Origin of the sequence: Dactylosporangium sp. NPDC005572 (assembly GCF_040605515.1) — a bacterium.
In the GTDB taxonomy this organism is placed as follows: Bacteria; Actinomycetota; Actinomycetes; order Mycobacteriales; family Micromonosporaceae; genus Dactylosporangium.
This window is the reverse complement of the sequence record NZ_JBEXCY010000107.1, coordinates 13,233-39,444: the sequence shown is the minus strand read 5'-3', so window position 1 is coordinate 39,444 and position 26,212 is coordinate 13,233. Positions and strand designations below refer to the sequence as shown.

Sequence of the window (26,212 nt, the reverse complement as noted above, 5' to 3'; positions counted from 1 at the left end):
GTCGCCGGCCCGCCGGGCGGTGGCCAGCAGCCCGGCGGCGACCTGCTCGTCCGGGCCGGTCGTGCCGGCGGCGAGGTGCCAGGCGCGCAGGTCCCGGTCGGCGGGGTCGGTGGTGGCCGCGGCCAGCGCCCGGTGCGCGGCCCGCCGCTGGGCGGCGCCGACGCCCGCGTACACCGCCGACCGGACGAGGGGATGCCGGAACCGGATGTCCTGGCGGACCACCACGAGTCCGGCGCGCTCGGCCGGGTCGGAGGCGTCCGACCCGATCCCGAGGGCGGCGGCCGCGGTGCTGACGACTGTGAGGTCCCCGCCGGGATCGGCGGCGGCCAGCAGCAGCCAGGAGGCGGTGGCGGCCGGCAGCTGCTCGACCCGGCGCAGGTAGTGCGCCTCCAGGTGACCGCCCAGCGGCAGCGGGTCCGGGAGGAGGCGGTGCCCGGCCAGCTCGGCCGCGGACAGCTCGACCGCGAGGTCGGTGAGGGCGAGCGGGTTGCCGCCGGTCGCTGCGACGACCCGGTCGGCGACGCCGGGATCGAGCGGCCCGTCGACGGCCGAGCGCAGCAGCGCGAGGGCCGGCTCGCGGGCCAGCCCCTCCAGGGCCAGGACCGGCAGCGCGTCGAGCGCGGGCAGCTGCGCGGCGCCGGTGCGGACGGTGAACACCATGCCGATCCGGTCGGCGTGGATGCGCCGGGCCACGAACGCCAGCGCCGCCACCGACTCCGGGTCCAGCCAGTGGGCGTCGTCGACGCAGCACAGCACCGGCGTCCGCGCCGCGACCGCCGACAGCAGCGACAGCGTGGCGAAGCCGACCAGGTACGGGTCGGGTGCCGGCCCGTCGGCCAGGCCGCAGGCGATCGACAGCGCGGCCGACTGCGTGGCGGGCAGGTCGTGCGGTTCGCGCAGCACGGTCCGCAGCAGCCGGTGCAGCCCGGCGAACGGCAGCCCCGACTCGGCGTCGACACCGGCGACCCGCAGCACGCACAGCCCGTCGGCCTCGGCCGCGGCCTGCTCCAGCAGCACGGTCTTGCCGATGCCGGCGTCGCCGCGCACCACGATGACACCGCTCAGCCCGTCGCGGGCCGCCGCCACGACCGACGCGAGCGCCTCGGCCTCAGGTTCCCGCCCCAGCAGCACGCGGCTCAGCGTAGGTGACCGGGTCCGCGGAGGCGAGCAAGACTACGCGTCACGGGATTCGAGCACGGCCGGTCGCGGGCGACGATCGGCGCATGCCGTACGCCACCACCGCCGATGGCACCCGGATCTTCTACAAGGACTGGGGCGCGGGACGACCCGTCGTGCTGAGCCACGGATGGCCGCTGAGCTCCGACAGCTGGGAGTCGCAGCAGTTGTACCTCGCCGAGCACGGCTACCGCGCGGTGGCCCACGACCGGCGCGGACACGGCCGCTCCACCCAGACGTGGGGCGGCAACGACATGGACACCTACGCCGACGACCTGGCCGCCGTCCTCGGCGCGCTCGACCTGCGCGACGTCACGCTGGTCGGGTTCTCCACCGGCGGCGGTGAGGTGGTCCGGTACGTCGGCCGGCACGGCACCGCGCGGGTCGCCCAGGTCGTGCTGGTCTCGGCCGTCCCGCCGCTGATGCTGCGCACGGACGACAACCCGCGCGGGCTGCCGGTCGAGGCCTTCGACACGCTGCGCGCCGGTTCGCTGGCCGACCGGTCCCAGCTGTACCGCGACCTCGCCGACGGCCCGTTCTTCGGTCTCAACCGGCCCGGGGCGTGCGTGTCCGAGGGCGTGCGGGACGCGTTCTGGCGGCAGGGCCTGCAGGCCGGCCACCGCAACGCGTACGAGTCGATCGCCGCGTTCTCGGCCACCGACTTTCGGCCCGACCTGGCCGCCATCGACGTGCCCACGCTCGTCGTCCACGGCGACGACGACCAGGTCGTCCCGCTCGAGCTGGGCGGCCAGGCCTCCGCCGCGCTGATCAGGGACGCGATCCTCACCGTGTACCGCGGCGCGCCGCACGGCCTCACCGAGACCCACAAGCAGCAGCTCAACGACGACCTGCTCACGTTCCTCCAGTCCGCTCGCTAAGGAGATCGCCATGACCACGCCCGACACCATCGTGCTCGTCCACGGCTTCTGGGTGACGCCCCGCAGCTGGGAACACTGGGTCACCCACTACGAGGCGAGGGGCTTCCGGGTGATCGCCCCCGGCTACCCGGGCTTCGAGGTGGAGGTCGAGGCGCTGCGCGCCGACCCGCAGATCATTGTCGACGTCACCGTGCCCGCGATCATCGAGAAGATCGAGGGGGTCATCCGCGAGCTCGACCGGCCGCCGATCATCATGGGCCACTCGGCCGGCGGAGCGTTCACCCAGATCCTGCTCGACCACGGCTTCGGCGCCGCCGGCGTCGCGCTGAACTCGGCACCCACCGAGGGCGTCCGGGTGGTGCCGCTGTCCCAGGTGAAGTCGACGTTCCCGGTGCTGAAGAGCCCGGCCAACCGGCACAAGGCGATCGGGCTGTCCTTCGACGAGTGGAAGTACGCGTTCACGAACACGTTCACCGAGGAGGAGTCCCGCGCCCTGTACGAGCGCTACCACATCCCGGCCAACGGCGGGATCCTGTGGGGCAGCGTGCTGGCCAACTTCCAGCCCGGGCACCAGGACACCTGGGTCGACTACCACAACGACGAGCGCGCGCCGCTGCTGTTCGTCTCCGGCAGCGAGGACCACATCATGCCGCCGGCCATCCAGCAGTCCAACGCCAAGCACTACCGGTCCAACACCGTGACCGAGATCAAGGAGTACCCCGGGTACGCGCACCTGCTGCCCGCCCAGCAGGGCTGGGAGCAGATCGCCGACGAGGTGCTCGACTGGGCCCTGCGGCACGCCCGCTCATGACCACCGTCCGCGTGACCCACCTCGGCGGGCCGACGGCCCTCATCGAGTTCGCCGGGTGGCGGCTGCTCACCGATCCGACGTTCGACCCGGCCGGGCGCACCTACGCGTTCGGCTGGGGCACCTCCTCCCGCAAGCTCGCCGGCCCGGCCCTCCCGGCCGGCGAGCTCGGCCCGATCGACGCGGTACTGCTGACCCACGACCACCACGGCGACAACCTCGATGACGCCGGTCGCGGCCTGCTCCCGTCGGCCGGCACCGTCGTCACCACGGTGTCCGGCGCGGCCCGGCTCGGCGGTACCGCCCGCGGCCTGGCGCCCTGGGCGTCGACCGGCCTGGACGGCACCGGCCGCCCGTCCGTCGAGATCACCGCCACCCCCTGCCGGCACGGCCCGCCGCTGAGCAAGCCGATCGTCGGCGACGTCGTCGGCTTCGCGCTGCGGTGGGAGGGCCAGCGGCACGGGGCGCTGTGGATCTCGGGCGACACCGTCCTCTACCGCGGCGTGCGCGAGGTCGCCGGCCGCATCCCGGTCGGCCTGGCACTGCTGCACCTCGGCGGCGTCCGCTTCCCGGTCACCGGCCCGCTGCGCTACACGATGACCGCCCGCGACGCCGTCGCCCTGGTCGGCGAGGTGCGGCCACACACCGCCGTCCCGGTGCACTACGAGGGCTGGAAGCATTTCCAGCAGCCCCGCACAGTCATCGAACGCGAGTTCGCGACCGCCCCGCGCGACGTGCGCGACCGCATCCGCTGGCTGCCGATCGGTACACCCACCGATCTGGAGACCTGACCCCGGGCTCGCCCCGGACCTGTCATTGAAGTTGCTGTCGTACGGTCATACAATCCGGGGATGTCCGAGCCGCCGCCTGACCTGTTCGTGGCCGCGCAGCCGGAGGGCTTCGACGCCCTGCTGCGCGGCGCGATCGACATCCACGTCCACGGGCAGCCCGACCTGTCCGCCGGACTGCCGAATCGCGGTGCCGACGTCGCGGTGGCCCGGCTGGCCCAGGCGTACGGCATGTCCGGCTGGGTGCTCAAGTCGCACCTGTGGGCGACGACCGACCGGGCCCGGGCCGTGCAGGACGCGCTGGCCGGCACCGGGTTCCAGGTGTACGGCAGCATCACCCTCAACCCGCCGGTCGGCGGGCTGGAGCCCAGCGTGGTCGAGCTGGCCGCGGCGCACGGTGCGCGGGTCGTGTTCCTGCCGACGTGGGGCGCCGCCGCCGACGTCGCCCGCGGCGGGTACATCTCGATGCTGCTCGGGCGGGTGTCCCCGGCGTTCGGCGAGTACGCCGCGCGGTCGGCCATCGCGCTGTGTGAGCCGGGCGGGGCCCTGTCCGGCCGGACCCGGGCGGTGGTCGACGCCTGCCGGGCGCTCGGTCTCGCGCTGGCCACCGGGCACGCGTCCGCCGCGGAGAGCCGGGCGGTCGCCGCGTACTGCGCCGAGGTCGGGCAGCGCCTGCTGGTCACCCATCCGCTGCACTACACGACGGACCCGGGCGAGCTGCGCGAGTTCGCCGACATGGGCGCGTATCTGGAGTTCTGCAACGCGCCGCTGGTGCACCCGGACGGGCACCTGCGCGTCCGGGACGTGCACGAGGCGCTGTCCGCGGTCGGCCCGCAGCGGGCGATCCTCACCACGGACGTGTTCTCCCGGTGGGTACCGCCCGAGCCGGAGTGCCTGCGCATGTTCGTCGAGCAGCTCGCCTACCTCGGCTGGACGGCCGAGCAGATCGCCACGATGGTGGCCACCAACCCCCGCGCCTTCCTGGGAGCACCGGCATGAGAGTCGACCACGTCGATCCGGCGGACATGACCGACGGCCAGCGGGCCGTCTACGACCGCTACGCCACCGGGCCGCGCGCGGCGCCGGACAACCCGTTCCTGCTCGTGGACCCCGACGGGCGGCTGCAGGGCCCGCCCGCGGTCTGGGTCCTCAGCCCGGTCTTCGGTCAGGCGCTGCAGCAGATCGGCGCCGCGGTCCGGTTCGGCTCGCGGCTGCCCACCCGGGCCTGCGAGATGGCGATCCTGCTCGCCGGCCACCACCACGACAGCGCCTTCGAGCTGTACGCGCACGAGCGCGCCGGTGCGGCGGCCGGGCTGACCGAGGCCGACCTGGCGGCGCTGGCCGACGACAGGGACCCGGCCGGGCTGTCGGAGGTGGAGGCGTGCGTCCTGCGCACGACGCGGTCGGTCCTCGCCCGGGGCACGCTGGACGACGGCGAGTTCCGCGACGCGGCCGCGGTGCTGGGCGAGGCCGGGCTGTTCGAGCTGGTCACGATCCTCGGGTACTACACGATGGTGGCCTGGCAGCTCGCCGTCTTCGACGTCCAGCCGCCGGCCGCGTGATGGGCTGGTCCATCTGGATCCTGGAGTACGGCTACGTCGACCGGTTCCCGGCGAGCAACCTGTTCGCCGCGCAGCCCAACGAGGGGCACCGGCGGATGCCGTACTGCTTCGGGCTGGTCCGCTCGGCGGACCGGTGCGTCCTGGTCGACACCGGCTTCGCGGACCCGGCGGTGTACGAGCGGCTCACCGCCAAGTACGGCGCCACCCGGTGGTGCGCACCGGTCGACGTGCTCGCCCGGGTCGGCATCGCGCCCGAGCAGGTCGACACGATCCTGTTGACCCACAACCACTTCGACCACGCCGGCTGCGTCGACGCGTTCCCCGCCGCGCACGTGTGGATCCAGCGGCGCGAGATCGACAGCTACCTCGCCGCGGCCGCGCGGCCCGCGCGGTTCGAGTTCCTGACCCGGTCGTGCCAGGCGGACCTGCCCCAGCAGCTGGCGGCCAGGACGGCGACGCTGGTCGACGGGGCGGCGGAGGTGGCGCCGGGCCTGCGGCTGTGGCCGGCGCACGACACCCACACGGCCGGCTCACAGGTGGTCGCGGTCACCGGCGGGGCGGACGGGACCTGGGTGTTCGCCGGGGACAACGTCTACAGCTACGAGAACATCGAGGGTATCCGCGGCGACGGCGTGCTCGCGCCGATCGCGATGAGCACCGGGAGCGCCACCGCCTGGCTCGACTTCGCCGAGACCATGCTGGCCAGCGTCGGCGGGGACAGCCGGCGGATCCTGCCGTTCCACGAGTCGGCGGTGTGGGACCGGTTCCCCTCCGCCACGTTCGACGACGGTCTGCACGTGGCGGAGGTGTCGCTGGCCGGTGGGCACCCTAGCGTGGTGTCCGGAGCCCGAACGGCGTGAGCACCCGGGTGGCGAGGGCGTAGGCGAGGTGGCCGCCCGGCCACTGGGTCACGTTGTGCCCCGCCTCGTCGTGGTAGTAGTTGTGGCAGCCGGCGTTCATCGCCGAGGCGCTGCTCGCCATCCGCCGGTCGATCCAGGCGGTGAAGCGGCGGGCCGCTGCCGGCGACGTGTCGACGGTGCGCCGCCGGGTGCGCTGCAGCTTCCGCACGGCCCGCACGACGACCTCGGCCTGCCGTTCGAGCTGCGCGATGATCGACACGCCGCCGTTGGTGTTCGGCCCGTAGAGGATGAAGAAGTTGGGGAAGCCGGGCACCGTGATGCCCAGGAACGCGCTGGCGCGCTCGCGCCAGACGTCGTGGATGCTGCGCCCGTCGCGGCCCTTGACGTCGAGGCTGGCCAGGAACCTCGTCGGCTGGAAGCCGGTGCTGAGGATCAGCACGTCGACGTCGCGGTGGGCTCCCGTCGCGTCGACCACGCCGGTCGGCGTCACCTCGCGCACCGCGTGCGGCACCAGTTCCACATTGTCGCGGTTGAGCGCCGGGTAGAAGGTGGAGGACAGGACCGGGCGCTTGCACCCCCACGGGTAGTCCGGGGTCACGGCCGCCCTGGTCGCCGGATCGTCGATGCCGGCGCCGATGAACCGCAGGCACAGGTCGCGCATGCGGCGCTGGCGGCGCGAGCCGACGTCGTAGCCCTTGAAGCGGCGGTTGCCCTGGTGGAAGATCCACGCGCGGTGCAGCCGCTGCGCGAACGGCACGTTGCGGTACCACCAGCGTTCACGGGGTGTGAACTCCCGCTCGTGCTTGGGCTCGATCCAGCCCGGCTGGCGCTGGAAGACGGAGACCCGGCCGGCGGTCTCGGCGATCGCCGGGACGATCTGCACCGCGGTCGACCCGGTGCCGACCACCGCCACGGACTTCCCGGTCAGGTCGTGGTCCTCCCAGCGGGAGGTGTGGAAGCACGGCCCGGCGAAGGTCTCCAGGCCCGGCCAGCCCGGGTACTGGGGCACGCTGAGCAGGCCCAGCGCCGAGACGACGACGTCGAACTCCTCACTGTCGCCGTGCTCGGTGGACAGCCGGTAGGTGCTGGTTGACTCCTCCCACACCAGGTCGGTGACCCGGGTGTTGAGCCGCAGGTGCGGGGTGAGCCCGAAGCGCTCCACCACCTGCTGCGTGTAGGCGAGCAGTTCGGGCTGGGTCGCGTGGGTGCGTGGCCAGTCGTACTTGAGGAAGGAGAACGAGTAGGCGTGCGAGTGCACGTCGACCTCGCAGCCGGGGTACCGGTTGTCGAACCACGTCCCGCCGACCCCGGCGGACTGCTCGAAGATGACGACCGTGGCCCCGGTGCTGCGGCGCAGCTTGATCGCGGCGGCGATGCCGCCCAGGCCGGCACCGATGACGGCGACCCGGAGCCGCTCGCCGCGCCTCATTGCCCGGCCGGCGCGGGGTAGTCGCCGGCGTTGAACACCCAGCCGTCCATGGCGGAGAAGTCGAACCGCGGCGGGCAGAACACGTCGATGAGGTGGTTGGTGCCCGCGGCGACGGCCTCGCTCGTGTGCAGCGAGGGCGGCGGGATCACGGTGACCGACGGGGCGAGCACCCGCTGGTGCTCGTCCTCGCGCCAGTTCGCCTTGTCGGTCGTCCAGGGCCAGCGGATGTGGTGCACGTACTCGCCCGCCAGCACGATCGAGCACTGCTCGAAGTCGTCGTGCTTGTGCGGCGACAGTTTCGCCGGGTCGCGCGGCCCCTGCTTGGGGTCGATGAAGTTGACCATGAATGTGGTACAGCGGTAGAGCCGGAACGGCGGGTTGGCCAGCGGCGGCACCGTGAGGTCGTAGGCGCGGATGCGGTAGCCCTCCGGCGGCTGCGGCCAGGGCTGGAACGGCGGGATGTTCGCGTGCGGCTCGGCGTAGGAGTCCGCGTTGGCGGCGAGGCCGGCGAGGTCGTCCGAGCGGGTGGTGACCAGCCGCAGGACGCGGCCCTGCCCGGTGACCGTGACGGTGCTGTCGCCGGGCGGCAGCACGAGCATCGTCCGGCCGGTCACGGACAGTTCCTCGCCGGCCGCCCGGGCCTGCGCGCTCAGTGCGTCGTCGGCGAGCAGGACGACGTACTCGTCCGGCTGGTCCTCGCGGCTGAACGTGGCCGTGCCGTCGACGTCGGAGTAGCCGACGACGAAGTTCTGCCCGCGGGCGTACCAGGTGGAGGCGCCGTCGTGCTTCTCCGCCGGGGGCAGGTCGCGGAACTGGATGTGCTCGGAGCCGGAGAACCGCTCGGGCGTCGGTGCTGCCGCCGTGCTGGACGGCAGGGTGGAGCGCAGATCGGTGGAGTCGTAACCCATGGGGGCTCCTTCTAGGCGGGTCGGCCGCGCAGGCCGGCGACGACGGACGCCGCGGCGGATCTCAGGAGGCTGGTGTCGTTGCTGACCATCACGTACCGGTAGCCGCGGTCGGCGGCCTGCTGCGCCTGCTCGGCCGTCTGCACCGCCGTGCCGGCCGGCACCCCGCGCAGCTGTGCGGCGCCCAGCAGCCGGTCGACGAGCTTCTGGATCGCGGGGTCGGACTGCGGCAGGCCGGAGGACAGCTGCAGGTCGCCCATGCCGAGGAAGACGCCGTTGAGGCCGGGGATGGCGAGGATCTCGTCGACCGCCTCGATCGCGGCGCGCTCTTCGAGCTGGACCGCCCGCATGACCTCCTCGTCGCCGAAGCGCAGGTACTCCTCGCGCGGGGTGGCGCCCCACCGGCCGGCCCGCGAGGTGAGGCCGAGCCCACGGTCGCCGCCGGGGGAGAACAGCATCTGGCGGACCGCCGCGGACGCCTCGCCGACGGACGTGACCCGCGGCACCAGGATGCCGTCGACGCCGGCGTCGAGCAGCCGCTGCAGGTGGCTGCCGCTGCGGTCGGGGACCCGGACGAGCACCGACAGGCCGGCGCCCTGGGCCACCACCGTCGCCTGGTACACGAACTCGAAGGTCAGCGGGGCGTGCTCCTGGTCGATGACGATGAAGTCGAACCCGGCGTCGGCCAGGATCTCCACCGGCTCCAGCGCCGGGATCTTGACCCAGGTGCCGACCAGGCACCGGTCGGACGAGGCCAGTCGGCGAGCGAAACCCAACCGCGCCATGTCGCTCCTCACGTGGGATTTTGGGTTTCAGGATTGTAGCATCGTCATACGATCTGGCAACCACACGCCGGCGGCGGGCACCTCGCCCGGGCCGGGGTGGACTGGGTACGATGGCCGGGCCCGAAGCGGTTGTGGTGAGGGCGGACAGGGAGGAAGACGGTGACCCAGGCCAATGTGTTGCGCGTTGAGCGGAATCCGGCCCTCATCCGCTCGCAGGTCCTGGAGAACCTGCGCCAGGCGATCCTCGACCGCCGGCTCGCGCCGGGGCAGCGTCTGATCGAGCGGGAGCTGGTGGAGCTGACCGGCGTCTCGCGCACCAGCGTCCGCGAGGCGCTGCGTGAGCTGGCCGCCGAGGGGCTGGTCACCGCGATCCCCAACAAGGGCATGGTCGTCACCAGCGTCAGCGCCGAGGAGGCCCGCCAGCTCTACCAGGTGCGCTCGGCCCTGGAGGCCCTGGCCGGCCGGCTCTTCACCGAGCACGCGGGCGCGGCGCAGCGCAAGGCGCTGGTCCGCGCGCTGGAGCGGGTCGAGCGGCAGGCGGCCAAGGGCGCGCCCATCCTGGCCGCGAAGGACGACTTCTACGGGGTCCTCTTCGAGGGCGGCGGCAACGAGGCGCTGCGCTCGATCGTGGGCGGCCTGCACGCCCGGGTGAGCCTGCTGCGGTCGCTGTCGACCTCGGTCCCGGGCCGGGTCGAGCACAGCGTCGAGGAGCTGCGCGCGATCGTCGAAGCGGTGCAGGCGGGCGACGCCGATGCCGCCGCGGCCGCCTGTGCCCGGCACGTCGAGGAGGCCGGGCGCGTCGCGCTGCTCGCGCTGTCCGAGCAGGAAGACGCGTAGCCGCCCACTGTCACCAGGGGCTCGCACCGGCCTCGTCGGCTTCCCAAGATTGTATGATGGTCGTACACTGTCTCTGCCTGACGGCCTGAGACGGGAGCGGTCCATGAGTGATGACGAGAGCCGGCTCGAACGCGGCAACCGGGTCCGGCGCGAAGTGCTCGGCGACGCGCACGTCGACCGGTCGATGCTGCGGGCGACCGAGTTCACGCGCGTCGTGCAGGAGTTCGTGACGGCGAGCTGCTGGGGCGACGTCTGGTCCCGCCCCGGGCTCGACCGGCGCACCCGCAGCCTGCTCAACCTCGCGATGCTGACCGCCCTGAACCGCCCGCACGAGTTCTCGGTGCACGTGCGCGGCGCGCTGCGCAACGGCTGCACCGAGGCGGAGATCCAGGAGGTGCTGCTGCAGACCGCGGTGTACTGCGGCGCGCCGGCCGCCCTCGAGTCGTTCCGGCTCGCCGAGCGGGTCCTCGAGGACGTGCGGCAGGAGGCCGCGCTCGCCGACGAGGCGGAACGGATCGTCGCCGGGTGACCCGGCCGACCGGTGCCCGGGTCGTCGCGGACATGCTCGACGGCTACGGCGTGACCCATCTCTTCCTGGTGCCGGCGATCCTGCGCCGCACGCTGGCCGAGCTCGAGCGGCACCACCCGCACATCGAACGCGTGGTCACGCACGGTGAGAAGGCCGCCGCCTACATGGCGGACGGGTACGCGCGGGTGTCCGGCCGCCCCGGTGTCGCGGCGGCCCAGGTGGTCGGGGCGCTGAACCTCGCCGCCGGGCTGCGCGAGCCGTTCCTGGCCGGCTCCCCGGTGCTCGCGCTGACCGGCGGCCGCTCGCCGGCCACCAAGTTCCGCCACGTCTACCAGGAGATCGACGACCTGCCGGCGTTCGACCCGGTGACCAAGCTCAACGCGACCGTCGACGACGCCGGCCGGTTCCCGGACATGCTGCGCCACGCGTTCCGGGTCGCCACCACCGGCGCTCCCGGCCCGGTCCACCTGCAGATCCAGGGCAACGAGGGGCAGCTCGACACCGAGCCGACCGACGCCGAGCCGGTCGTGGAGCCGGACTTCGCCCGGGTGCCCGCGATCCGGCCGGCACCCGACGACGAGCGGGTGTCGGCGGTACTGCGGCTGCTGACCGCGGCCGAGCGCCCGGTCATCGTCGCCGGTGGCGGCGTGCGGTCCTCCGGCGCCGGCGCCGAGCTCGTGGCGCTCGCCGAGGCGCTGCAGATCCCGGTGGCCACCTCGGCCAACGGCAAGGACACCATCCCCGGCACGCACCCGCTGTCCGCCGGGGTGGCCGGCACCTACTCCCGGGAGTGCGCGAACCAGGCGGTCGCCCGCGCCGACCTGGTGTGCTTCATCGGCACCAGCGCGGGCAGCATGACGACGCACTTCTGGGCCGTGCCGCCGGAGGGTACCGCGGCGGTCCAGATCGACATCGAGCCGGCGCGCCTCGGACGCAACTACCCGCTGCGGGCGTCGATCGCCGCCGACGCGAAGGCGGCCCTCGCCCGGATGCTCGCCCTGGCTCCCCGGCACCGCCAGCCGGACCGTGCGGCCTGGCTGGCCGAGGTGGACGCGCTGCGGGCTACCTGGCGGGCGCGCTACCGCGAGGTGCTCACCAGCGACGCGGTACCGATCCGGCCGGAGCGCATCGCGGGCGAGCTGACGGCCGCCCTGCCCGGCGACGCGGTACTGGTGGTCGACACCGGACACGCGGGGATGTGGATGGCCCAGTTCCACGACGTGACCTCGCCGCGGCAGAGCTACCTGCGCAGCGCCGGCCATCTGGGGTGGGCGTTCTGCGCTGGCGTGGGCGCCAAGTGCGCCGCACCGGACCGGCCGGTGGTGGTCTTCACCGGCGACGCCGGACTGTATTACCACCTCGGCGAGATCGAGACCGCGGTGCGCCGCAACGTCGGCCTCGTGACCGTGGTGAACAACAACCACGGCGGCAACCAGAGCAAGCGCGGCTTCGACCGGGCCTACGGCGGCCAGGGTACCGAGAAGTCCCGGGAGCTGTGGACCTACCGCGACGTGGACTTCGCCCGGATCGCCGAGGAGATGGGCGCGCTGGGCATCCGGGTGGACCGGCCGGGAGACCTGGCGGGGGCGCTCGACCGGGCGCTGTCCGCGGGCCGCCCGGTCGTCGTGGACGTGCACACCGACATCGAGGCGGTCGCCCCCCTGCCGGTCACCTGACGGGGCCGGTCAGCCGATGCCGTAGAGCGCGCGGTCGTACGCCTCGAAGTCCCAGGCACCGGCGCCGCCCGAGGGCCGCACGGTGCTCACGATGCTGGCGCCGCCGTCGACCGAGACCACCTCACCGGTCATGTAGGCGGCGTCGTCGCTGAGCAGGAAGGCCACCACGCCGGCCACGTCGTCGCCGGTGCCGGCGCGGCGCAGCGGCGTGCTGCTCGCCCGGCGGGTCATGTCGTCGCGGCCGCCGGCGACGTCCGGCGTCGCGGCGAACAGCTCCGTGGGCACGATGCCCGGGGCCACCGCGTTGACCCGGACGCCCAGCGGCCCGCCGTACATGGCGGCGCCGCGCAGGATGCCGAGCACCGCGTGCTTGGAGGTCTGGTAGGCCAGCAGGTCCGCGCTGCCGCGCAGGCTGCCGATCGAGCCGGTGATCACGATGCTGCCGGCCCCGCCCTGCGCGGCGTACCGGCGGAAGGCGGCCCGCACGCCCAGGAAGACGCCGCGGACGTTCACCGCCATCACCCGGTCGAACTCGGCCACCGTCAGCTCGGGCAGCGTGGCGAACGATCCGGCGATGCCGGCGTTGAGGTGGTGCAGGTCGACGCGGCCGAACCGGTCGACCGCGGCGTCGAGGTACGCCGCCACACCGTCCTCCGTGGACACGTCGGCGCGGACCCAGATCGCCTCGCCCGGCAGCTTCGAGGTGACGCCGCGCAGGCCGTCCTCGTCCAGGTCGACCGCGACGACGTGCGCGCCCTCGTCGGCCAGCCGCCGCGCGGTGGCCGCGCCGATACCGCCTGACGCGCCGGTCACCACAGCGACCTTGCCCGCGAGTCCGCGCATGTGCACCTCCGTTTTGGCATGATCGACACTACCGAAGATTGTATGTCAATCATACAATGACGTCCACCGCGAGATGTAACGTCCAGGAAGCCCGACGGAAATCTGGTCGGCTCTTGACAGCGTCCGGGATGGATCACCTACATTGCTCCGTACCGGATAGACGGATGGCCACCCCGCAATGCGGGACGCAGCCCGACCGCACGGGAGGCACGCATGACCGGCACGTCACGGGCTCCGCGTCCCGCGACCGACGGCCTGGAGATCGCCAGCGGCGACCTCCAGGTGGTGGCCCGCGTCGTCCAGCTGCTGCGCCTGCTCGCCGGCAACGAGACCATCGACCTGGTGTCGGCGGCCGAGGAGCTCGGCGTCGGCAAGTCCACCGCCCACCGGTACCTGGCCTCGATGGAGAACCACGGCCTCCTGCAGCGCCGGGACCGCAACCACTACGAGTTCGGCGTGCTCCTCGCCGAGCTGGGCACGATGGCCCTGTCCCGGCTGGGGGTCCTCGACCTGGCCGGCCCGGTGATGGAGGACATCAGCGCGCGCGTGCGGCACACCATCGTGCTCAGCGTCTGGAACGGCACCTGCCCCGTGGTGGCCCAGGTCCGCGAGGACAGCAGCCGCACGGCCCACGTGTCGATCGCGGTCGGCAGCCATCTCGGGCCGAACGCCGCACAGACCCTCGTGTTCTGGGCCTTCCAGAGCGAGTCCTACTACCGGTTCCGCGACGTGGCACCCCCGGTCAACGCGACCGAAGCGGAGCTGGACGAGGTACGACGGACGGGAATCGCTTTCCGCAAGAGCCCCCGCGACGGCGTGAGCGCCGTGGCGACCCCGATCAGAGACCCGGCCGGCCGCGTCGTCGCGACGCTCGCGGCCGTCGACATCGCGCAATTCGTTCCCGAGGAAACCGACAGCCCGGTGGCACGAGCTCTGTTGTCGGGCGCCGAAACGATCAGCCAGCGGATGGTCACCCCGTGACCATCGCCGAGCGCTCCGGCCCCCGCCGGAGCGGGCCCACCGGGCGGCTCTGACGGGTAGTCGCCGTCCCCCCATCCACCGTGATTCACCGCCGAGAAATGGCGATAGATATGAAGACATTACGCACGTTCACTGCCATGACTGCCTGCGTCCTGCTGCTGTCGGCCTGTGGCGTCGGCGGCGGCGACACCGGCGATCCCGGCAAGCCGACGCTGACCTGGGCCAGCACCGGCGGCCAGTTCCAGGAGGACGAGAAGAAGGCCCTGCAGGAGCCGTTCACCGCCAAGACGGGCACCACGTTCGTCAACATCAGCCCGGCCGAGCAGGCCCAGGTGCGCACGATGGTCACCGCCGGCAAGACCATCTGGGACCTGGCCAACATGAGCTGGATCTACGCCGGCGCCTACTGCGGTGAGCTGTTCGAGAAGCTGGACGACCCCGCCCTCGACCGCAGCCGGTTCCCGAAGGGCACGACCGGCGACTGCTTCGTGCCGACCTACCGGTACGCCAACATCTTCAGCTACAACGCCGACATGTTCCCGGGTGAGAAGCCGAGCAAGATCGCGGACTTCTTCGACGTGAAGCGGTTCCCGGGCAAGCGGGTCGTCTACGACTACCCGAAGGCGGGCCTGCTCGAAGCCGCGCTCGTCGCCGACGGGGTACCGCCCGAGCAGGTCTACCCGCTCGACGTCGACCGGGCATTCAAGAAGATCGACACGATCAAGAGCTCGCTGGTCTTCGCACCCAGCTACGGCGCGATCCAGCAGATGATGGTGGACAAGCAGGCCAGCATGGTCCTCACGGTGACCGCGCGGACGATCGTCTCGGCGCAGAGCGGCGCCAAGCTCGTCCCGGTCTGGGACTTCAACACCACCGACATCGGCGTCCTGGTGATTCCCAAGGGCGCCCCGCACAAGCAGCTCGCCCAGCAGATGCTCGCCTTCGTCACCGAGCCCGCGCAGGCGGCCGCGTACGCGAAGCTGACCGGCACCGCGCCCGCCCGGGCCGACATCGACCTCAACTCGATCGGGTACACCGATCAGCAGAAGACGTTCAACGCCTTCCTCCCCGACCGCGGCACCACCATCGAGCAGGACAAGCAGTGGTGGATCGCCAACACCGACGCGCTGACCAAGCGCTGGACGAGCTGGAAGGTCGGCTGACGATGGCAGCGTCGACCGCCACGGCCGAGGCGCCCGTCACCGGGCGCCTCGCGCCGGCCCGACGCGGCCGGGTGCGCGGCAGGGGATGGCTGCTCCTGCTGCCGTCGCTGGTCGCCCTGGTCCTCCTGTTCGTCCTGCCCCTGCTGAGCGTCGTCGAGGACAGCTTCACCGAGCCGACCACCGGTCTGGGCAACTACGCCTCGCTGTTCACCGACGGCTACACGCTGCGGGTGCTGGGCCGGACTCTGCTCGTCGCGCTGGTCGTCTCGGTCGTCGGGGCGGTGCTGGCCTACCCGTACGCCTACGCGATGACGCTGGTCGGGCCGACCATGCGGGCGCTGCTGGTGACCATCGTGCTCGTGCCGTTCTGGACGAGCATGCTGGCCCGCAACTTCGCCTGGCTGGTCCTGATGCAGGACGGCGGCGTGATCCAGGGGCTCCTGCGCCCGTTCGGGCTCGGCGACGTCACGCTGCTGGGCACCACGCTGGCCGTCGGCATCTCGATGACCCAGGTGCTCCTGCCGTTCCTCGTGCTGCCGATGTACAGCTCCATGGAACAGATCGACGGCCGGCTGGTGGCAGCCGGCCAGAGCCTCGGCGCACCCCGCATGCGCGCCTTCCGCCGCATCTACCTGCCGCTGTCCGCCCCCGGGGTCATCGCCGGCATGTCCCTGGTCTTCGTGCTGGCGCTGGGCTTCTACATCACGCCGGCACTGCTGGGCTCCACCCGCAACGCGATGATCGCCCAGGTGATCAACGTGCGCACCAAGGAGCTGCTCGACTTCGGCGGCGCCGGGGCGATGGGCGTGTTCCTGCTCGCCGTCACGCTCGTCGTGCTCGGCCTCAGCCGCCGGCTGGCCGGGCAGAACGCCGCGGTCGCCGTGGCCGGTGGCCAGCCGGCGCGCGCCGGCTCCACCGCGGACCGCTCGGCGACCGTGCGGCCCTGGCTGCGGGTGCACACCACCGTCGTCGCGATCCTGCTGACGGTACCCACCCTGGTGGTGATCCCGATGAGCTTCTCGTCGGCCCAGACCTTCCAGTTCCCGCCCGCCGGCTGGTCGACGCGCTGGTACGAGCGGCTGTTCACCTCGCCGGAGTGGACCGCGGCGATCCTCAACACCCTGCAGGTCGGCATCTTCACCGCGCTGATCGCGACCGTGCTGGGCACCACGGCCGCGTTCGGCCTCACGCGGCTGCGGCCGCGGTGGCGCGGGGTGGTCAACGGCTTCCTGCTCTCGCCGATGATCGTCCCGCACATCCTGGTCGCCCTGGTGGTCTTCGCCGCGTTCCTGCGGCTGAGCCTCAACGGCACCCTCATCGGCATCATCCTGGCCCACACCGTGATGGCCCTGCCGTTCGTGGTGATCGCGGTGAGCGCACGGCTGCAGGGCATGGACAGCCGGCTGCCCGGCGTCGCGGCGAGCCTCGGCGCGAGCCCGATGTCGGCGTTCCGGCGGGTGACCTTCCCGCTCGTGCTGCCCGGCGTCCTGTCCGGCGCCGTCCTGGCGTTCGTGACCTCGCTCGACGAGGTCGTCATCGCGCTGTTCCTGCAGGCGCCCGGCGCGATCACCCTGCCGGTGCAGATGTACAACAGCGTCACCGTCCAGATCGACCCGACCATCTCCGCCGCGTCGAGCGTGATGGTCGTCCTGGTCAGCGTGCCGATCCTGGTCGCACAGCTGGCCGGCGCCCGGCGCGGAAAGAGAGGTAAGAGATGAGCACTCCGACGGACCAGCGGACGGTCCCGCAGACCCCGGCGACGCGCGCCGGTGGCGGCCGGGTCGAGCTGGTGGACCTCTGCAAGCGGTACGGCACCGCCGAGCCGCCGGCCGTGGACCACGTCACCCTCGACATCCAGCCGGGCGAGTTCATCACCCTGCTGGGGCCCAGCGGCTCGGGGAAGACCACCACGCTCAACATGATCGTCGGCTTCACCGAGCCGACCTCGGGCAGCATCCGGCTCAACGGCCGCGACATCTCGCGCACGCCGGCCCACAAGCGCAACTTCGGCATGGTGTTCCAGAACTACGCGCTGTTCCCGCACCTGACGGTGGCGCAGAACGTGGCCTTCCCGCTGCGTGAGCGCAAGGTGCCGGCCGCCGAGACGGCGCGGCGCGTCGGTGAGGCCCTGGACCTGGTGGACCTGGGCGGCATGGATCACCGCCGGCCGCACGAGCTGTCCGGCGGGCAGCAGCAGCGGGTCGCGCTGGCCCGCGCCGTGGTCTTCTCGCCCAGCGTGCTGCTGCTCGACGAGCCGCTCAGCGCGCTCGACCGCAAGCTGCGCCAGTCGCTGCAGCGCGAGATCAAGCGCCTGCACGACGAGCTGGGGCTGACGTTCGTGTTCGTCACGCACGACCAGGACGAGGCGATGACCCTGTCGGACCGGATCGCGATCTTCGACCGCGGCCGGATCGTCGCGGTCGGCAGCCCGGCCGAGCTGTACCACCGGCCCACGACCCGCTTCGTCGCACGGTTCCTCGGCGAGTCCAACGTCTTCGCCGGCCGGCACACGGCGGACGTCTACGAGTGGCACGGTCGCAAGTGGACGGTCCGCGGCCCGGCAACCGGCGGGGAACAGGCCCTCGTCGTGCGGCCGGAGCGCATGAACATCGCCCTCGACGAGGCGTCTGTGCCGACCGGCAGCAACACCGCACCGGCAACGATCACCGACGTCTCCTTCTACGGCACGTATCACCGCCTCGAACTGGCCTTCGACGACGACACCGTCGGCTGTGCGGTGCTGCCGGTCGGCGCCGCGGCGGGCGTCGATCCCGGCGCCCGGGTGGTGGCCCACTGGCGACCCGAGAACCAGGTCCTGGTGTCCGAGTGATGTCCGAGCGGGAAATCGGGAGGAAATCAGCATGATGACAGTCGACTACGCGTTCAACCCCGACGCCGACGAGGACCGGAAGATCCCCGACGCGGAGGCCGACGCGCTCCTCGTCGGGGCGGTGGACCTCCACCAGCACCCCGGGCCGAGCCCCTTCCCGCGGCGGATGAGCATCCTGGACGCGGCCCGGGACGCGGCCGGGGCCGGGTTCCGCGCGATCGTCGCGAAGTCCCACCACCACAGCATGGTCACCGACATCCTGGCGCTGCGGGCCGCCGGGCTGGCCGACCTGTCGACCGAGGTGTACGGCGGGATCGCGCTCAACCGGACCGTCGGCGGCCTCAACCCGTACGCGGTCGAGCTCGCCCTGCGGATGGGCGGCCGGATGGTCTGGTTCCCCACGCTGTCCTCGGCCGCCCACGTCCACCACCATGAGCACCACGACACCGGCTTCCCCACGCCCGAGGTCGACCTGCGTCCCAACGAGATCATCTCGATCCTCGACGAGCGGGGCGCGGTGCTGCCCGAGGTCCACGACATCCTGTCGGTGATCGCCGCCGAGGACGCCGTGCTGACCTGCGGCCACCTCGGCGTCACCGAGTCGCAGGCGCTCATCGACGCCGCGCTGGAGGCGGGCGTCCGGCGGATCCTGGTGAACCACCCCTGCTTCGTGGTCGGCGCCTCCGTCGACCAGGCGGTGGCCTGGGCCCGGCAGGGCGTCACCATCGAGCACTGCATCATCATGTACTTCGGGCGCCCGGAGCGCCGGCGGGACCTCGACGAGCTGCTGACGTTCATCAAGGAGGTCGGCGTCGGGCAGACCGTGCTGTCCTCGGACTCCGGCCAGAAGAACAACCCGCTGCCGGTGACCCTGTACCGCCGGGCCGTGCGCGGGCTGCTGGACGCCGGCATCGCCGAGGCGGACATCCTGCGGCTGGTCGGGACGAACGCCGGGCAGCTGCTGCTGCCATGACCGCGGCCCCACCCGACCGATATCAGGTCACGATCGTCAAGTACGGCACCCGCCGGACGGTCCGCAGCGACGTCTACCTCAACCACCACCTCTACGACGAGCCCGACGGCCCGATCGGGATGGACTACTTCTTCTGGCTCATCCGCAACCCCGAGCGCACCATCGTCGTGGACACCGGGTTCTCCGCGGCCGGCGGCGCCCGCCGCCGGCGCACCACGCTGGTCGATCCGGCCGCCGCGTTCGACGCGCTCGGGGTGGACCGGAACGCCGGACCGCCCGTCGTCATCACGCACGCCCACTACGACCACATCGGCAACGTCGAGCTGTTCCCCGCCTCGCCGCTGACCATCGCCGCCGCCGAGTACGAGTTCTGGACCGGCCCGTACGCGGACCGGGTGCTGCTGCACCACTCCGTCGAGGACCTGGAGCTCGACCACCTACGGCGGGCGGACCGGCAGTCGCGGCTGCGGACCTTCGCCGACGAGGTGGACCTGGCCCCGGGCGTGCGGGTCATCCGGGTCGGCGGGCACACGCCGGGACAGAGCGTCGTCACCGTGAACACCACCGACGGCGTCGTCCTGCTCGCCTCCGACGCCGTGCACTACTACGAGGAGTACGAGCGCAGCATGCCGTTCACGCAGGTGGCCAACCTGGTCGACATGTACGCCGGTTTCGAGCGCATCCGCTCCATGCTGGGGGCCGGCGAGGTACACCACCTCGTCCCCGGCCACGACCCGGACACGCTCGCCCGGTTCACCCCGGTCACCGGAGCCCTGGCGGGCCTCGCGGCCACGATCGGAGATGAGCCCCGATGAGGATCGGCTTCGCCGGACTCGGCAACATGGGCGGCCGCATCGCCGCCTGCATCGTGCGGGCCGGGCACGACGTGCTCGGCTACGACCTGCGCCCGGAGCACGTCACCGCCGCCGGTGCGCGGCCCGCCGGATCGGTCGGCGAGGTGGCCGGGCACAGCGACCTGGTGCTGCTGTCGCTGCCGGACAGTCGCGTCGTCGAGGCGGTCGTCCTCGGCGACGACGGGGTGCTCGCGCACGCGCGCCCGGGACAGATCGTCGTCGACCTGTCCACCGCCGCGCCGGACTCGACCACCCGCCTGCACCGGCTGCTCGCCGAGCGCGGGGCGGCGTACCTCGACGCCGGCATCTCCGGCGGCGCCGCCGCGGCGGAGAAGGCGGCGCTGACCCTGATGGTCGGCGGTGACGCGGCCGTGCTCGACCGGGCCCGCCCGGCCCTGGAGCTGTTCTCCGCCCACATCTTCCACTGCGGGCCGAGCGGCGCCGGCCACACGGCCAAGCTGCTGAACAACTTCCTCAACGCGATCGCCTTGTCGGCCACCGCCGAGGTGATGGTCGCCGGCAAGAAGGCCGGCCTGGACCTGGAGACCCTGCTCGCCGTGCTCAACGCCGGCTCGGGCGTCAACTTCGCCACCCTGCACCGCTTCCCGAAGATCATCCACGGCGACTACCTCAAGGGTGGCCTCACCAACACGCTGATGCTCAAGGACGTGCAGCTCTACGTCGAGCTCGTGGCCCGGCTCGGGGTGGCCAGCCCCAACTCGTCCGGCCCGCTGGCCAGCTTCGGGCTGGCCCGTGCGCTCGGCTACGCCGACGAGATCAGCAACACCGTCGTCGACGCCATCGGCGATCTGTCCGGCGGTGTGCGGCTGCACACCGGAGAGGAGCCCGCCGCATGAGAATCGTGCCCGGCCGCGCCGAGCGGATCCCGTCCGAGCAGCGCAGCGCCACCGTCACCGGCGAGGCCTGGTTCGACCCGGTCCTGCCGGCCACCGACGCGACGACCATCACCACCGTGTTCTTCGCCCCCGGGGCGCGCACCTTCTGGCATCACCACGAGCACGGCCAGATCCTGCAGGTGCTCGCCGGCCGCGGGCTGATCTGCACCGCAGGCGAGCAGCCGCAGGTCATCCGGGCCGGCGACACCGTGTGGGTGCCGCCCGGCGAGCGCCACTGGCACGGCGCCGCACCCGACTCGTTCATGACGCACACCGCGATCTCGCTCGGTACCACCCATTGGGCGGAGGAGGTCGCCGACGATGCCTGAGACGGTCGCGTTCGTCGGGCTGGGCAACATGGGCGGTCCCATGTCGGCCCGGCTGGCCCGGGCCGGCTACCGGGTCCGGGGCTTCGACCTGGCCGCCGGCGCGCGGCAGGCGCTGGCCGACGCCGGGGGAGTGGCCGCCCGGGACCTGGCCGACGCGGTCGGCGAGGCGGCCGTGATCGTGCTGATGCTGCCCAGCTCCGCCGTCGTGGAGGCGACGGTCCGCGACGAACGGTTCGTGGCGCGGCCCGGCGCGATCGTCGTCGACATGAGCTCGTCGGAGCCCCTGCGGACCCGGGCGCTCGCCGCCGAGCTGGCGCAGCGCGGCGTGACGCTGGTCGACGCCCCGGTCTCCGGCGGGGTGGCCCGCGCCAGGACCGGCAAGCTGACCATCATGACCGGCGGCGAGCTCGCCGACCTGCGCCGGGTCGAACCGGTCCTGGCCCACCTGGGCACCACCACGCGGGCCGGCGCGGTCGGCAGCGGCCACGCCGTCAAGGCGCTGAACAACCTGCTGTCCGCGACCCACCTGCTGGTCACCTGCGAGGCGATGGTGGCCGGCGAACGCTTCGGCCTCGACCCGCGGACCATGCTGTCGATCTTCAACAGCTCCAGCGGCCGCAGCGGATCGACCGAGAACAAGTGGCCCAACTTCATCCTCCCCGGCACCTTCGACTCCGGCTTCGGGCTGCGGCTGATGCTCAAGGACATGCGCATCGCCACCGGCCTGGCCGACCAGGTCGGCGCGCCCGACCCCCTCGGCCACGCCGCCACCGACCTGTGGGCGCGGGCTGCCGAGGCGCTGGAGGACTCCGCCGACCACACCGAGATCGTCACCTGGCTGCGAGAGGACTGACCCGATGGCGCTGACCGAACGTCAGGAAGCAATCAAGCTGGAGTTCATCCGGGTCCGCGGCACGTGGAGCGACACCTGGGAGGCCATGCTCCAGCTGGACGCCGAGTTCCTCAAGGCGTACCTCGACCTCTCCGCCGTACCGTGGCGCAAGAACCACCTCGACGACAAGGTCAAGGAGTTCGTCTACATCGCCGTCGACGCGAACGCCACCCACATGTACCTGCCGGGCGTGCGCCAGCACATCCGGGCCGCGCTCAAGCTGGGCGCCACCCCGCAGGAGATCATGGAGGTCCTCGAGCTCGCGGCGACCCTGGGCATCCACGCCATGAACGTCGGCGTGCCGATCCTCGTCGAGGTGCTGCGGGAGCGCGGGCTGCGGACCGGCCCGGCGCCGCTGACCGAGGCCCAGGAGCAGCTGAAGGCGGAGTTCACCCGCACCCGCGGCTACTGGCACGCGTTCTGGGACGAGATGCTCGAACTCGATCCGGAGATGTTCGCGGCATACACCGATTTCTCCTCGGTACCGTGGCGCTCCGGCACCCTCGAACCCAAGGTCAAGGAGTTCGTCTACATCGCGTTCGACACGGCGGCCACGCACCTGTACGCGAAGGGGCTCAAGCTGCACATCGAGAACGCCCTCGGGTACGGCGCCACCCCCCAGGAGATCCTGGAGGTCATGGAGATCGCCTCGGTGCTCGGCATCCACGGGGTCACCGCGACCGCACCGATCCTCGTCGAGGAGATGGAGAACGCCGGGGTGGCCGTTCAGCGGGCGATGTAGCCGCCGTCCACGCTCAGGATCGTGCCGGTGATGCCGGCCGACTGCGGCGAGGCCAGGAAGACGATCGCGCGGGCCACCTCGTCGGGCGTCGACATGCGCCCGATCGGGTGGTTCGCCAGGGTGACCGCCAGGCTCGCCGCGGGGTCTGGATCGGCCTTGCGGGCCTCGGCCATGAACTCGGTGTCCACCGCTCCCGGCGCCACGGCGTTGACCCGCACGCCGGCGCCGGCCCACTCGATCGCGAGCTGCCGGGTCAGCTGCACGACCGCGCCCTTGGTCATCGCGTAGGCACTCTGGTTCGCGATCCCGACGAGCCCCGAGATCGAGGCGGTGTTGACGACGCAGCCGCGGGTCTCGACCAGCTTCGGCAGGGCGGCGCGGGTGAACCGGAACACCGGCCGCACGTTGACGGCGAACAGCGCGTCGAAGTCGTCGTCGGTCGTCTCCAGGGTCGGCCGGCGCAGGAACCGTCCGGCGTTGTTCACCAGTAGGTCGAGCCGGCCGAACTCGGTCACCGCCCGGCCGACCACGGCATCCGGCGTCGCGTCGGCCGTGACGTCGGCGGCCATCGGCAGCACCCAGCCGTCCTCGGCCAGGTCCGATACCGCGGGCGAGACGTCGACGGCGACCACGCGGTAGCCGGCGGCCCGCAGCCGCACCACGACGCAGCGACCGATACCCCGGGCGGCACCGGTCACGACAGCGGTCAACACCATGGCGTCGCCTCCTCTGCAGATTGTACGATCATCATACATTTCTGCGACGCGGCGGATCAACCGTTCCCGTGTCACACCGCATACCGCCATACGGTCCGGACACGGCACGGTAACGACGGCGCAACAGCGCCGGGGTTGCATGGCGGGTGAGGCTTCGCGGGCAGCCGGCGGGTGGTGCCCGCCTCCGCGGCGCCGATTGAGGACGTTGTCGATGACGGCCCCCGACTATCTGGTCATCTCCGAACACCCCGTGCTGCGTCGCTTCTGGTACGTGGCCGGTTTCGCTCACGACGTCACCGACACACCGGTCGCCCGCACCGTGCTCGGCACGCGGCTGGTGCTGTGGCGCCCGGGGCCACAGGCCCCGGTGAGTGTCGCCCACGACATCTGCGCGCACCGCGACGCGCCACTGTCCCGGGGCTGGATCCGCGACTGTCACCTCGTCTGCCCGTACCACGGCTGGGAATGGGACGGTGCCGGGCGCACGAAACGCATTCCGCAGTTCCCCGACGCCCCGCATCCGACGAAAAGCGCCCTCACGATGGTGCGGAGCCAGGAAATGTACGGACTGGTGTGGGTCTGTCTGGACGACAGCCCGCTTGTCGGCATTCCGCCGCTGCCCGAGTTCGACGACCCGCAATGGCGCGTCATCCCGGAGTACCAGTGGCATTTCTCGTGTACCGCGATGCACCTGCTGGAGAACAATTTCGATCCCGGGCACGTCGCCTTCGTGCACCGCAACACGTTCGGCAATCCGGACCGGCCGGAGCTGACCGACACGGTCGTGCGGCGGGAGCGGTACGGGTTGTCGACCGCCGGTGTGGTGCCGGTCGAGTCGCGGCCCGGGCAGGTCGGGGCGACGGTCCGCACGACGGTGTCGAAACTGTACGTGCCGTTTCTCGGGCACATTCACATCACGTATCCGGACGGGCTGCGGCATCTCATGGTGAAGGCCATCACGCCGGTCGACGACGAGCATTGTGCGCTGTCGCAGATCGTCTTGCGGACCGATGCGGAGCAGGACCGGCCGGCCGCCGACATCGTCGAGTTCGACGTCAAGGTCGAGGACGAGGACCGGGAACTGCTGGAGTTGCTGCCGGCGCGGTTCCCGCTCGCGCCGCACCTCAACGCGCACGCGCGGGCCGACCGCAACAGCCTGGCGCTGCGGCGGCTGTGGAGCGACCTGGTCACCGGGCGCTGGACGCCGGACTGGTAGACCGGACTGGTAGATCGGTCAACGGCGCACCCGGTAGCGCAGGTGAAGCACCCGGTTGCCCTGAATCACCACGTCAGGATCCTCCAACAGGTGCTGCGCCTGGACCGACCCGAAGTAGCGCTTGCCGGACCCGAACACGACGGGTACGACGTCCATGCGCACCTCGTCGATCAGGCCCGCGGCAAGCACCTGGCCACCGACGTCGCCGGCGGCGACCTCGACAATGCGGTCACCCGCAAGCTCCTGCGCCTTGGCTATGGCTGCCTCGACGCCGTCGACGAAGTGGAACGGCGCCTCGGGGTCCCAGCCCTGGGGCGCCGGCCGGTGCGTCACGACGACCACGTGGTCGATCCCGCTCGGAGGCTTTCCGTCCCAGCCGTCCGTTATGTCGAAGACGTGGCGGCCGGCGACGGTCACCCCGATCTGGTCCCAGTACGGCCGGACGTGGTCGTAGGACGTCTGCGACACTTTCAGGACGCCGCTCTCGTCCAACGGGACGTCACCGCTGAGTAACCAGTCGAACAGCGGTCCGGGCTGGTCATGCTCGTCCGCGACAAAGCCGTCTATCGATACCGAGCTGTACATGACTACTTTTCCCACGGGGCTCTCCTCTACGTTGCGGCACCCCAAAGTAGCGTGTCGTGAGCTGAAGCTCTTGTAAGAAATCAATCGGCCGGCAGCGGCCAGTTGTCCAGCGTGTGGCCGGGATGTTCGCGCAGGAACCGCCGCCGGACCTCGATGTACCGGGTCGGCGTGAGCCCGGTGAACTCCCGGAACTCGTGGCCGAAGTGGGCCTGGTCGAAGTAGCCTGCGCCAACGGCGAGCTCGCCCCAGTCGATCGGTTCGGCGGGGTTGATCGCGAGCACGGTGGCGGCGAAGCGGTGGGAGCGGGCCAGTCGCTTCGGCGTGACGCCGATGAGGTCCTTGAACCGCTGTGCCAGATGCGTGGTGCTGACGCCGGCTGCCTCGCTCAGGTCGCCGACCGGCACCGCCCCGTTGGTCGCCGCGATGACGCCGCTCGTGTGACGGACCAGCGCCAGGCCGGGTGTCTCGCACAGCCGTCGCATGAGTTCCGCTTCGAGCAGCGTCAGCATCTCGTCCGGTCCGTCCGCCGTGGCCAGCCGGTCGCGCAGCTCAGCAGTGGCGAGCCGGCCCCAGACCTGCTCCACCGTCACCGGCCGGTCGCACAGCTCGGCCGCGGGCATCGGCAGGAAGGGCGCCAGCCCCCACGGCTTGAAGTGCACGCCGACGGACCGCGTCGGGAGTGGGTAGCCGAAGTCCCACGCGCGGGTGGGCGTGGTGATCACGCAGCCGTCGGCGTATTCGGCCGTCTCGATGTCGGTGCCGCCGCGGATGTGGAACGGCGCCCCGAGGTTGACGATGAGCAATGCCGCCGGCGATGGCGGCAGCGTCAGCCGGGCGTACGGCGGCGTGCCCGCCAGGTAGTAGAGGTCGTCGATCAGCCCGTCCAGCGGCGGTCGCGGCACTCTGGACACGTACTCCACGCCCACAGCATCGCCGACGCCCGGCCTTCGCCTCGCCGC

28 protein-coding genes are annotated in these 26,212 nt (G+C 72.0%); 20 read left to right on the top strand and 8 right to left on the bottom strand.

All coding sequences use genetic code 11. The features are described from left to right. A partial coding sequence (locus tag ABZS66_RS37235; protein WP_354766162.1) for an AAA family ATPase occupies nt 1-1,131 on the bottom strand: 1,131 nt, incomplete at its 3' end. A gap of 92 nt (nt 1,132-1,223) precedes the next feature. Here ABZS66_RS37235 and ABZS66_RS37230 point away from each other — a divergent pair. The 6 genes from ABZS66_RS37230 to ABZS66_RS37205 are packed head-to-tail and all read left to right on the top strand — an operon-like array spanning nt 1,224 to nt 6,072. Beyond that, complete coding sequence (locus tag ABZS66_RS37230) at nt 1,224-2,054, top strand: alpha/beta hydrolase (protein WP_354766160.1); 831 nt, start codon at nt 1,224-1,226, stop codon at nt 2,052-2,054. A gap of 10 nt (nt 2,055-2,064) precedes the next feature. Further along, nucleotides 2,065-2,865, top strand: a complete 801-nt coding sequence (locus ABZS66_RS37225) for an alpha/beta hydrolase (RefSeq protein WP_354766158.1) — start codon at nt 2,065-2,067, stop codon at nt 2,863-2,865. Next, nucleotides 2,862-3,653 (top strand): MBL fold metallo-hydrolase, encoded by a 792-nt coding sequence (locus ABZS66_RS37220; protein WP_354766156.1) that lies wholly within the window; start codon nt 2,862-2,864, stop codon nt 3,651-3,653. Before ABZS66_RS37225 ends, ABZS66_RS37220 begins: the two co-directional genes overlap by 4 nt. Before the next feature lie 60 nt (nt 3,654-3,713). Then, on the top strand, nt 3,714-4,649 hold the full coding sequence (locus tag ABZS66_RS37215; protein ID WP_354766154.1) for a DUF6282 family protein: 936 nt from the start codon (nt 3,714-3,716) through the stop codon (nt 4,647-4,649). Further along, on the top strand, nt 4,646-5,212 hold the full coding sequence (locus ABZS66_RS37210; RefSeq protein WP_354766151.1) for a carboxymuconolactone decarboxylase family protein: 567 nt from the start codon (nt 4,646-4,648) through the stop codon (nt 5,210-5,212). The genes ABZS66_RS37215 and ABZS66_RS37210 overlap by 4 nt, the downstream gene beginning before the upstream one ends. Further along, the gene (locus ABZS66_RS37205) at nt 5,212-6,072 is read left to right on the top strand and encodes an N-acyl homoserine lactonase family protein (RefSeq protein ID WP_354766164.1); all 861 of its coding nucleotides are present in this window, start codon (nt 5,212-5,214) and stop codon (nt 6,070-6,072) included. Before ABZS66_RS37210 ends, ABZS66_RS37205 begins: the two co-directional genes overlap by 1 nt. On the opposite strand, the gene ABZS66_RS37200 is transcribed toward ABZS66_RS37205, so the two are convergent. Genes ABZS66_RS37200 through ABZS66_RS37190 form a run of 3 tightly spaced genes read right to left on the bottom strand, consistent with a single transcriptional unit; the run spans nt 6,041 to nt 9,191 of the window. Continuing rightward, nucleotides 6,041-7,501, bottom strand: coding sequence for an NAD(P)/FAD-dependent oxidoreductase (locus ABZS66_RS37200; protein WP_354766149.1), 1,461 nt, complete (start codon nt 7,499-7,501; stop codon nt 6,041-6,043). The genes ABZS66_RS37205 and ABZS66_RS37200 overlap by 32 nt on opposite strands. After that, on the bottom strand, nt 7,498-8,409 hold the full coding sequence (locus tag ABZS66_RS37195; protein WP_354766147.1) for a hypothetical protein: 912 nt from the start codon (nt 8,407-8,409) through the stop codon (nt 7,498-7,500). Before ABZS66_RS37195 ends, ABZS66_RS37200 begins: the two co-directional genes overlap by 4 nt. 11 nt (nt 8,410-8,420) lie before the next feature. Then, nucleotides 8,421-9,191: an aldolase/citrate lyase family protein gene (locus ABZS66_RS37190; protein WP_354766145.1), complete on the bottom strand. Its 771-nt coding sequence runs from the start codon at nt 9,189-9,191 to the stop codon at nt 8,421-8,423. Between the two features lie 159 nt (nt 9,192-9,350). Here ABZS66_RS37190 and ABZS66_RS37185 point away from each other — a divergent pair, with 159 nt between their 5' ends. The 3 genes from ABZS66_RS37185 (at nt 9,351) to ABZS66_RS37175 (ending at nt 12,233) form a co-directional block, all read left to right on the top strand. Then, nucleotides 9,351-10,028 (top strand): GntR family transcriptional regulator, encoded by a 678-nt coding sequence (locus ABZS66_RS37185; RefSeq protein ID WP_354766144.1) that lies wholly within the window; start codon nt 9,351-9,353, stop codon nt 10,026-10,028. A 103-nt stretch (nt 10,029-10,131) separates the two neighbouring features. Beyond that, entirely contained in the window at nt 10,132-10,557 is a 426-nt protein-coding gene (locus ABZS66_RS37180) for a carboxymuconolactone decarboxylase family protein (protein ID WP_354766143.1), read from the top strand. Then, entirely contained in the window at nt 10,554-12,233 is a 1,680-nt protein-coding gene (locus ABZS66_RS37175; RefSeq protein WP_354766141.1) for a thiamine pyrophosphate-binding protein, read from the top strand. Before ABZS66_RS37180 ends, ABZS66_RS37175 begins: the two co-directional genes overlap by 4 nt. 9 nt (nt 12,234-12,242) lie before the next feature. Here ABZS66_RS37175 and ABZS66_RS37170 read toward each other — a convergent pair whose 3' ends face one another. Continuing rightward, entirely contained in the window at nt 12,243-13,076 is an 834-nt protein-coding gene (locus tag ABZS66_RS37170; RefSeq protein ID WP_354766139.1) for a glucose 1-dehydrogenase, read from the bottom strand. A 213-nt stretch (nt 13,077-13,289) separates the two neighbouring features. Between ABZS66_RS37170 and ABZS66_RS37165 the strand changes: the two genes are divergently transcribed. From ABZS66_RS37165 to ABZS66_RS37120, 10 genes are all read left to right on the top strand, one after another. Then, complete coding sequence (locus tag ABZS66_RS37165; protein WP_354766137.1) at nt 13,290-14,057, top strand: helix-turn-helix domain-containing protein; 768 nt, start codon at nt 13,290-13,292, stop codon at nt 14,055-14,057. A 137-nt stretch (nt 14,058-14,194) separates the two neighbouring features. After that, nucleotides 14,195-15,220, top strand: a complete 1,026-nt coding sequence (locus ABZS66_RS37160; RefSeq protein WP_354766135.1) for an extracellular solute-binding protein — start codon at nt 14,195-14,197, stop codon at nt 15,218-15,220. A gap of 2 nt (nt 15,221-15,222) precedes the next feature. Then, on the top strand, nt 15,223-16,938 hold the full coding sequence (locus ABZS66_RS37155) for an ABC transporter permease subunit (protein WP_354766133.1): 1,716 nt from the start codon (nt 15,223-15,225) through the stop codon (nt 16,936-16,938). Continuing rightward, nucleotides 16,935-18,050 carry an ABC transporter ATP-binding protein gene (locus ABZS66_RS37150; RefSeq protein WP_354766131.1) on the top strand — a complete coding sequence of 372 codons (1,116 nt, stop codon included), beginning with the start codon at nt 16,935-16,937 and terminating at the stop codon, nt 18,048-18,050. The genes ABZS66_RS37155 and ABZS66_RS37150 overlap by 4 nt, the downstream gene beginning before the upstream one ends. 31 nt (nt 18,051-18,081) lie before the next feature. After that, nucleotides 18,082-19,023: a DUF6282 family protein gene (locus ABZS66_RS37145; RefSeq protein ID WP_354766129.1), complete on the top strand. Its 942-nt coding sequence runs from the start codon at nt 18,082-18,084 to the stop codon at nt 19,021-19,023. Beyond that, nucleotides 19,020-19,838 (top strand): N-acyl homoserine lactonase family protein, encoded by an 819-nt coding sequence (locus tag ABZS66_RS37140; RefSeq protein ID WP_354766127.1) that lies wholly within the window; start codon nt 19,020-19,022, stop codon nt 19,836-19,838. The genes ABZS66_RS37145 and ABZS66_RS37140 overlap by 4 nt, the downstream gene beginning before the upstream one ends. Continuing rightward, nucleotides 19,835-20,734: an NAD(P)-dependent oxidoreductase gene (locus tag ABZS66_RS37135; RefSeq protein ID WP_354766125.1), complete on the top strand. Its 900-nt coding sequence runs from the start codon at nt 19,835-19,837 to the stop codon at nt 20,732-20,734. Before ABZS66_RS37140 ends, ABZS66_RS37135 begins: the two co-directional genes overlap by 4 nt. Then, the gene (locus ABZS66_RS37130) at nt 20,731-21,102 is read left to right on the top strand and encodes a cupin domain-containing protein (protein WP_354766123.1); all 372 of its coding nucleotides are present in this window, start codon (nt 20,731-20,733) and stop codon (nt 21,100-21,102) included. Before ABZS66_RS37135 ends, ABZS66_RS37130 begins: the two co-directional genes overlap by 4 nt. Then, on the top strand, nt 21,095-21,955 hold the full coding sequence (locus ABZS66_RS37125) for an NAD(P)-dependent oxidoreductase (protein WP_354766121.1): 861 nt from the start codon (nt 21,095-21,097) through the stop codon (nt 21,953-21,955). Before ABZS66_RS37130 ends, ABZS66_RS37125 begins: the two co-directional genes overlap by 8 nt. A gap of 4 nt (nt 21,956-21,959) precedes the next feature. Continuing rightward, a complete protein-coding gene (locus ABZS66_RS37120) occupies nt 21,960-22,736 on the top strand; it encodes a carboxymuconolactone decarboxylase family protein (protein ID WP_354766119.1) in 777 nt (258 codons plus the stop codon). On the opposite strand, the gene ABZS66_RS37115 is transcribed toward ABZS66_RS37120, so the two are convergent. Next, on the bottom strand, nt 22,721-23,452 hold the full coding sequence (locus ABZS66_RS37115) for an SDR family oxidoreductase (RefSeq protein ID WP_354766117.1): 732 nt from the start codon (nt 23,450-23,452) through the stop codon (nt 22,721-22,723). The genes ABZS66_RS37120 and ABZS66_RS37115 overlap by 16 nt on opposite strands. Nucleotides 23,453-23,663: 211 nt before the next feature. On the opposite strand from ABZS66_RS37115, the gene ABZS66_RS37110 reads away from it, so the two are divergent. Further along, complete coding sequence (locus ABZS66_RS37110) at nt 23,664-24,668, top strand: Rieske 2Fe-2S domain-containing protein (RefSeq protein WP_354766115.1); 1,005 nt, start codon at nt 23,664-23,666, stop codon at nt 24,666-24,668. Nucleotides 24,669-24,686: 18 nt separating this feature from the next. Here ABZS66_RS37110 and ABZS66_RS37105 read toward each other — a convergent pair whose 3' ends face one another. Together ABZS66_RS37105 and ABZS66_RS37100 are read right to left on the bottom strand one after the other, a co-directional pair. Next, the gene (locus tag ABZS66_RS37105) at nt 24,687-25,268 is read right to left on the bottom strand and encodes a dihydrofolate reductase family protein (RefSeq protein ID WP_354766113.1); all 582 of its coding nucleotides are present in this window, start codon (nt 25,266-25,268) and stop codon (nt 24,687-24,689) included. 65 nt (nt 25,269-25,333) lie between these two features. Further along, on the bottom strand, nt 25,334-26,173 hold the full coding sequence (locus ABZS66_RS37100; RefSeq protein WP_354766111.1) for a helix-turn-helix domain-containing protein: 840 nt from the start codon (nt 26,171-26,173) through the stop codon (nt 25,334-25,336). Nucleotides 26,174-26,212: the final 39 nt, after the last annotated feature.

What these genes read in the sequence shown, in the direction of transcription:
- ABZS66_RS37160 (WP_354766135.1), top strand. Translation starts at nt 14,195, where the DNA reads ATGACTGCCTGCGTCCTGCTGCTGTCGGCCTGTGGCGTCGGCGGCGGC.
- ABZS66_RS37225 (WP_354766158.1), top strand. Translation starts at nt 2,065, where the DNA reads ATGACCACGCCCGACACCATCGTGCTCGTCCACGGCTTCTGGGTGACG.
- ABZS66_RS37110 (WP_354766115.1), top strand. Translation starts at nt 23,664, where the DNA reads ATGACGGCCCCCGACTATCTGGTCATCTCCGAACACCCCGTGCTGCGT.
- ABZS66_RS37220 (WP_354766156.1), top strand. Translation starts at nt 2,862, where the DNA reads ATGACCACCGTCCGCGTGACCCACCTCGGCGGGCCGACGGCCCTCATC.
- ABZS66_RS37190 (WP_354766145.1), bottom strand. Translation starts at nt 9,191, where the DNA reads ATGGCGCGGTTGGGTTTCGCTCGCCGACTGGCCTCGTCCGACCGGTGC.
- ABZS66_RS37200 (WP_354766149.1), bottom strand. Translation starts at nt 7,501, where the DNA reads ATGAGGCGCGGCGAGCGGCTCCGGGTCGCCGTCATCGGTGCCGGCCTG.
- ABZS66_RS37230 (WP_354766160.1), top strand. Translation starts at nt 1,224, where the DNA reads ATGCCGTACGCCACCACCGCCGATGGCACCCGGATCTTCTACAAGGAC.
- ABZS66_RS37170 (WP_354766139.1), bottom strand. Translation starts at nt 13,076, where the DNA reads ATGCGCGGACTCGCGGGCAAGGTCGCTGTGGTGACCGGCGCGTCAGGC.
- ABZS66_RS37145 (WP_354766129.1), top strand. Translation starts at nt 18,082, where the DNA reads ATGATGACAGTCGACTACGCGTTCAACCCCGACGCCGACGAGGACCGG.
- ABZS66_RS37150 (WP_354766131.1), top strand. Translation starts at nt 16,935, where the DNA reads ATGAGCACTCCGACGGACCAGCGGACGGTCCCGCAGACCCCGGCGACG.
- ABZS66_RS37135 (WP_354766125.1), top strand. Translation starts at nt 19,835, where the DNA reads ATGAGGATCGGCTTCGCCGGACTCGGCAACATGGGCGGCCGCATCGCC.
- ABZS66_RS37140 (WP_354766127.1), top strand. Translation starts at nt 19,020, where the DNA reads ATGACCGCGGCCCCACCCGACCGATATCAGGTCACGATCGTCAAGTAC.
- ABZS66_RS37155 (WP_354766133.1), top strand. Translation starts at nt 15,223, where the DNA reads ATGGCAGCGTCGACCGCCACGGCCGAGGCGCCCGTCACCGGGCGCCTC.
- ABZS66_RS37210 (WP_354766151.1), top strand. Translation starts at nt 4,646, where the DNA reads ATGAGAGTCGACCACGTCGATCCGGCGGACATGACCGACGGCCAGCGG.
- ABZS66_RS37120 (WP_354766119.1), top strand. Translation starts at nt 21,960, where the DNA reads ATGGCGCTGACCGAACGTCAGGAAGCAATCAAGCTGGAGTTCATCCGG.
- ABZS66_RS37130 (WP_354766123.1), top strand. Translation starts at nt 20,731, where the DNA reads ATGAGAATCGTGCCCGGCCGCGCCGAGCGGATCCCGTCCGAGCAGCGC.
- ABZS66_RS37195 (WP_354766147.1), bottom strand. Translation starts at nt 8,409, where the DNA reads ATGGGTTACGACTCCACCGATCTGCGCTCCACCCTGCCGTCCAGCACG.
- ABZS66_RS37180 (WP_354766143.1), top strand. Translation starts at nt 10,132, where the DNA reads ATGAGTGATGACGAGAGCCGGCTCGAACGCGGCAACCGGGTCCGGCGC.
- ABZS66_RS37165 (WP_354766137.1), top strand. Translation starts at nt 13,290, where the DNA reads ATGACCGGCACGTCACGGGCTCCGCGTCCCGCGACCGACGGCCTGGAG.
- ABZS66_RS37205 (WP_354766164.1), top strand. Translation starts at nt 5,212, where the DNA reads ATGGGCTGGTCCATCTGGATCCTGGAGTACGGCTACGTCGACCGGTTC.
- ABZS66_RS37115 (WP_354766117.1), bottom strand. Translation starts at nt 23,452, where the DNA reads ATGGTGTTGACCGCTGTCGTGACCGGTGCCGCCCGGGGTATCGGTCGC.
- ABZS66_RS37125 (WP_354766121.1), top strand. Translation starts at nt 21,095, where the DNA reads ATGCCTGAGACGGTCGCGTTCGTCGGGCTGGGCAACATGGGCGGTCCC.
- ABZS66_RS37215 (WP_354766154.1), top strand. Translation starts at nt 3,714, where the DNA reads ATGTCCGAGCCGCCGCCTGACCTGTTCGTGGCCGCGCAGCCGGAGGGC.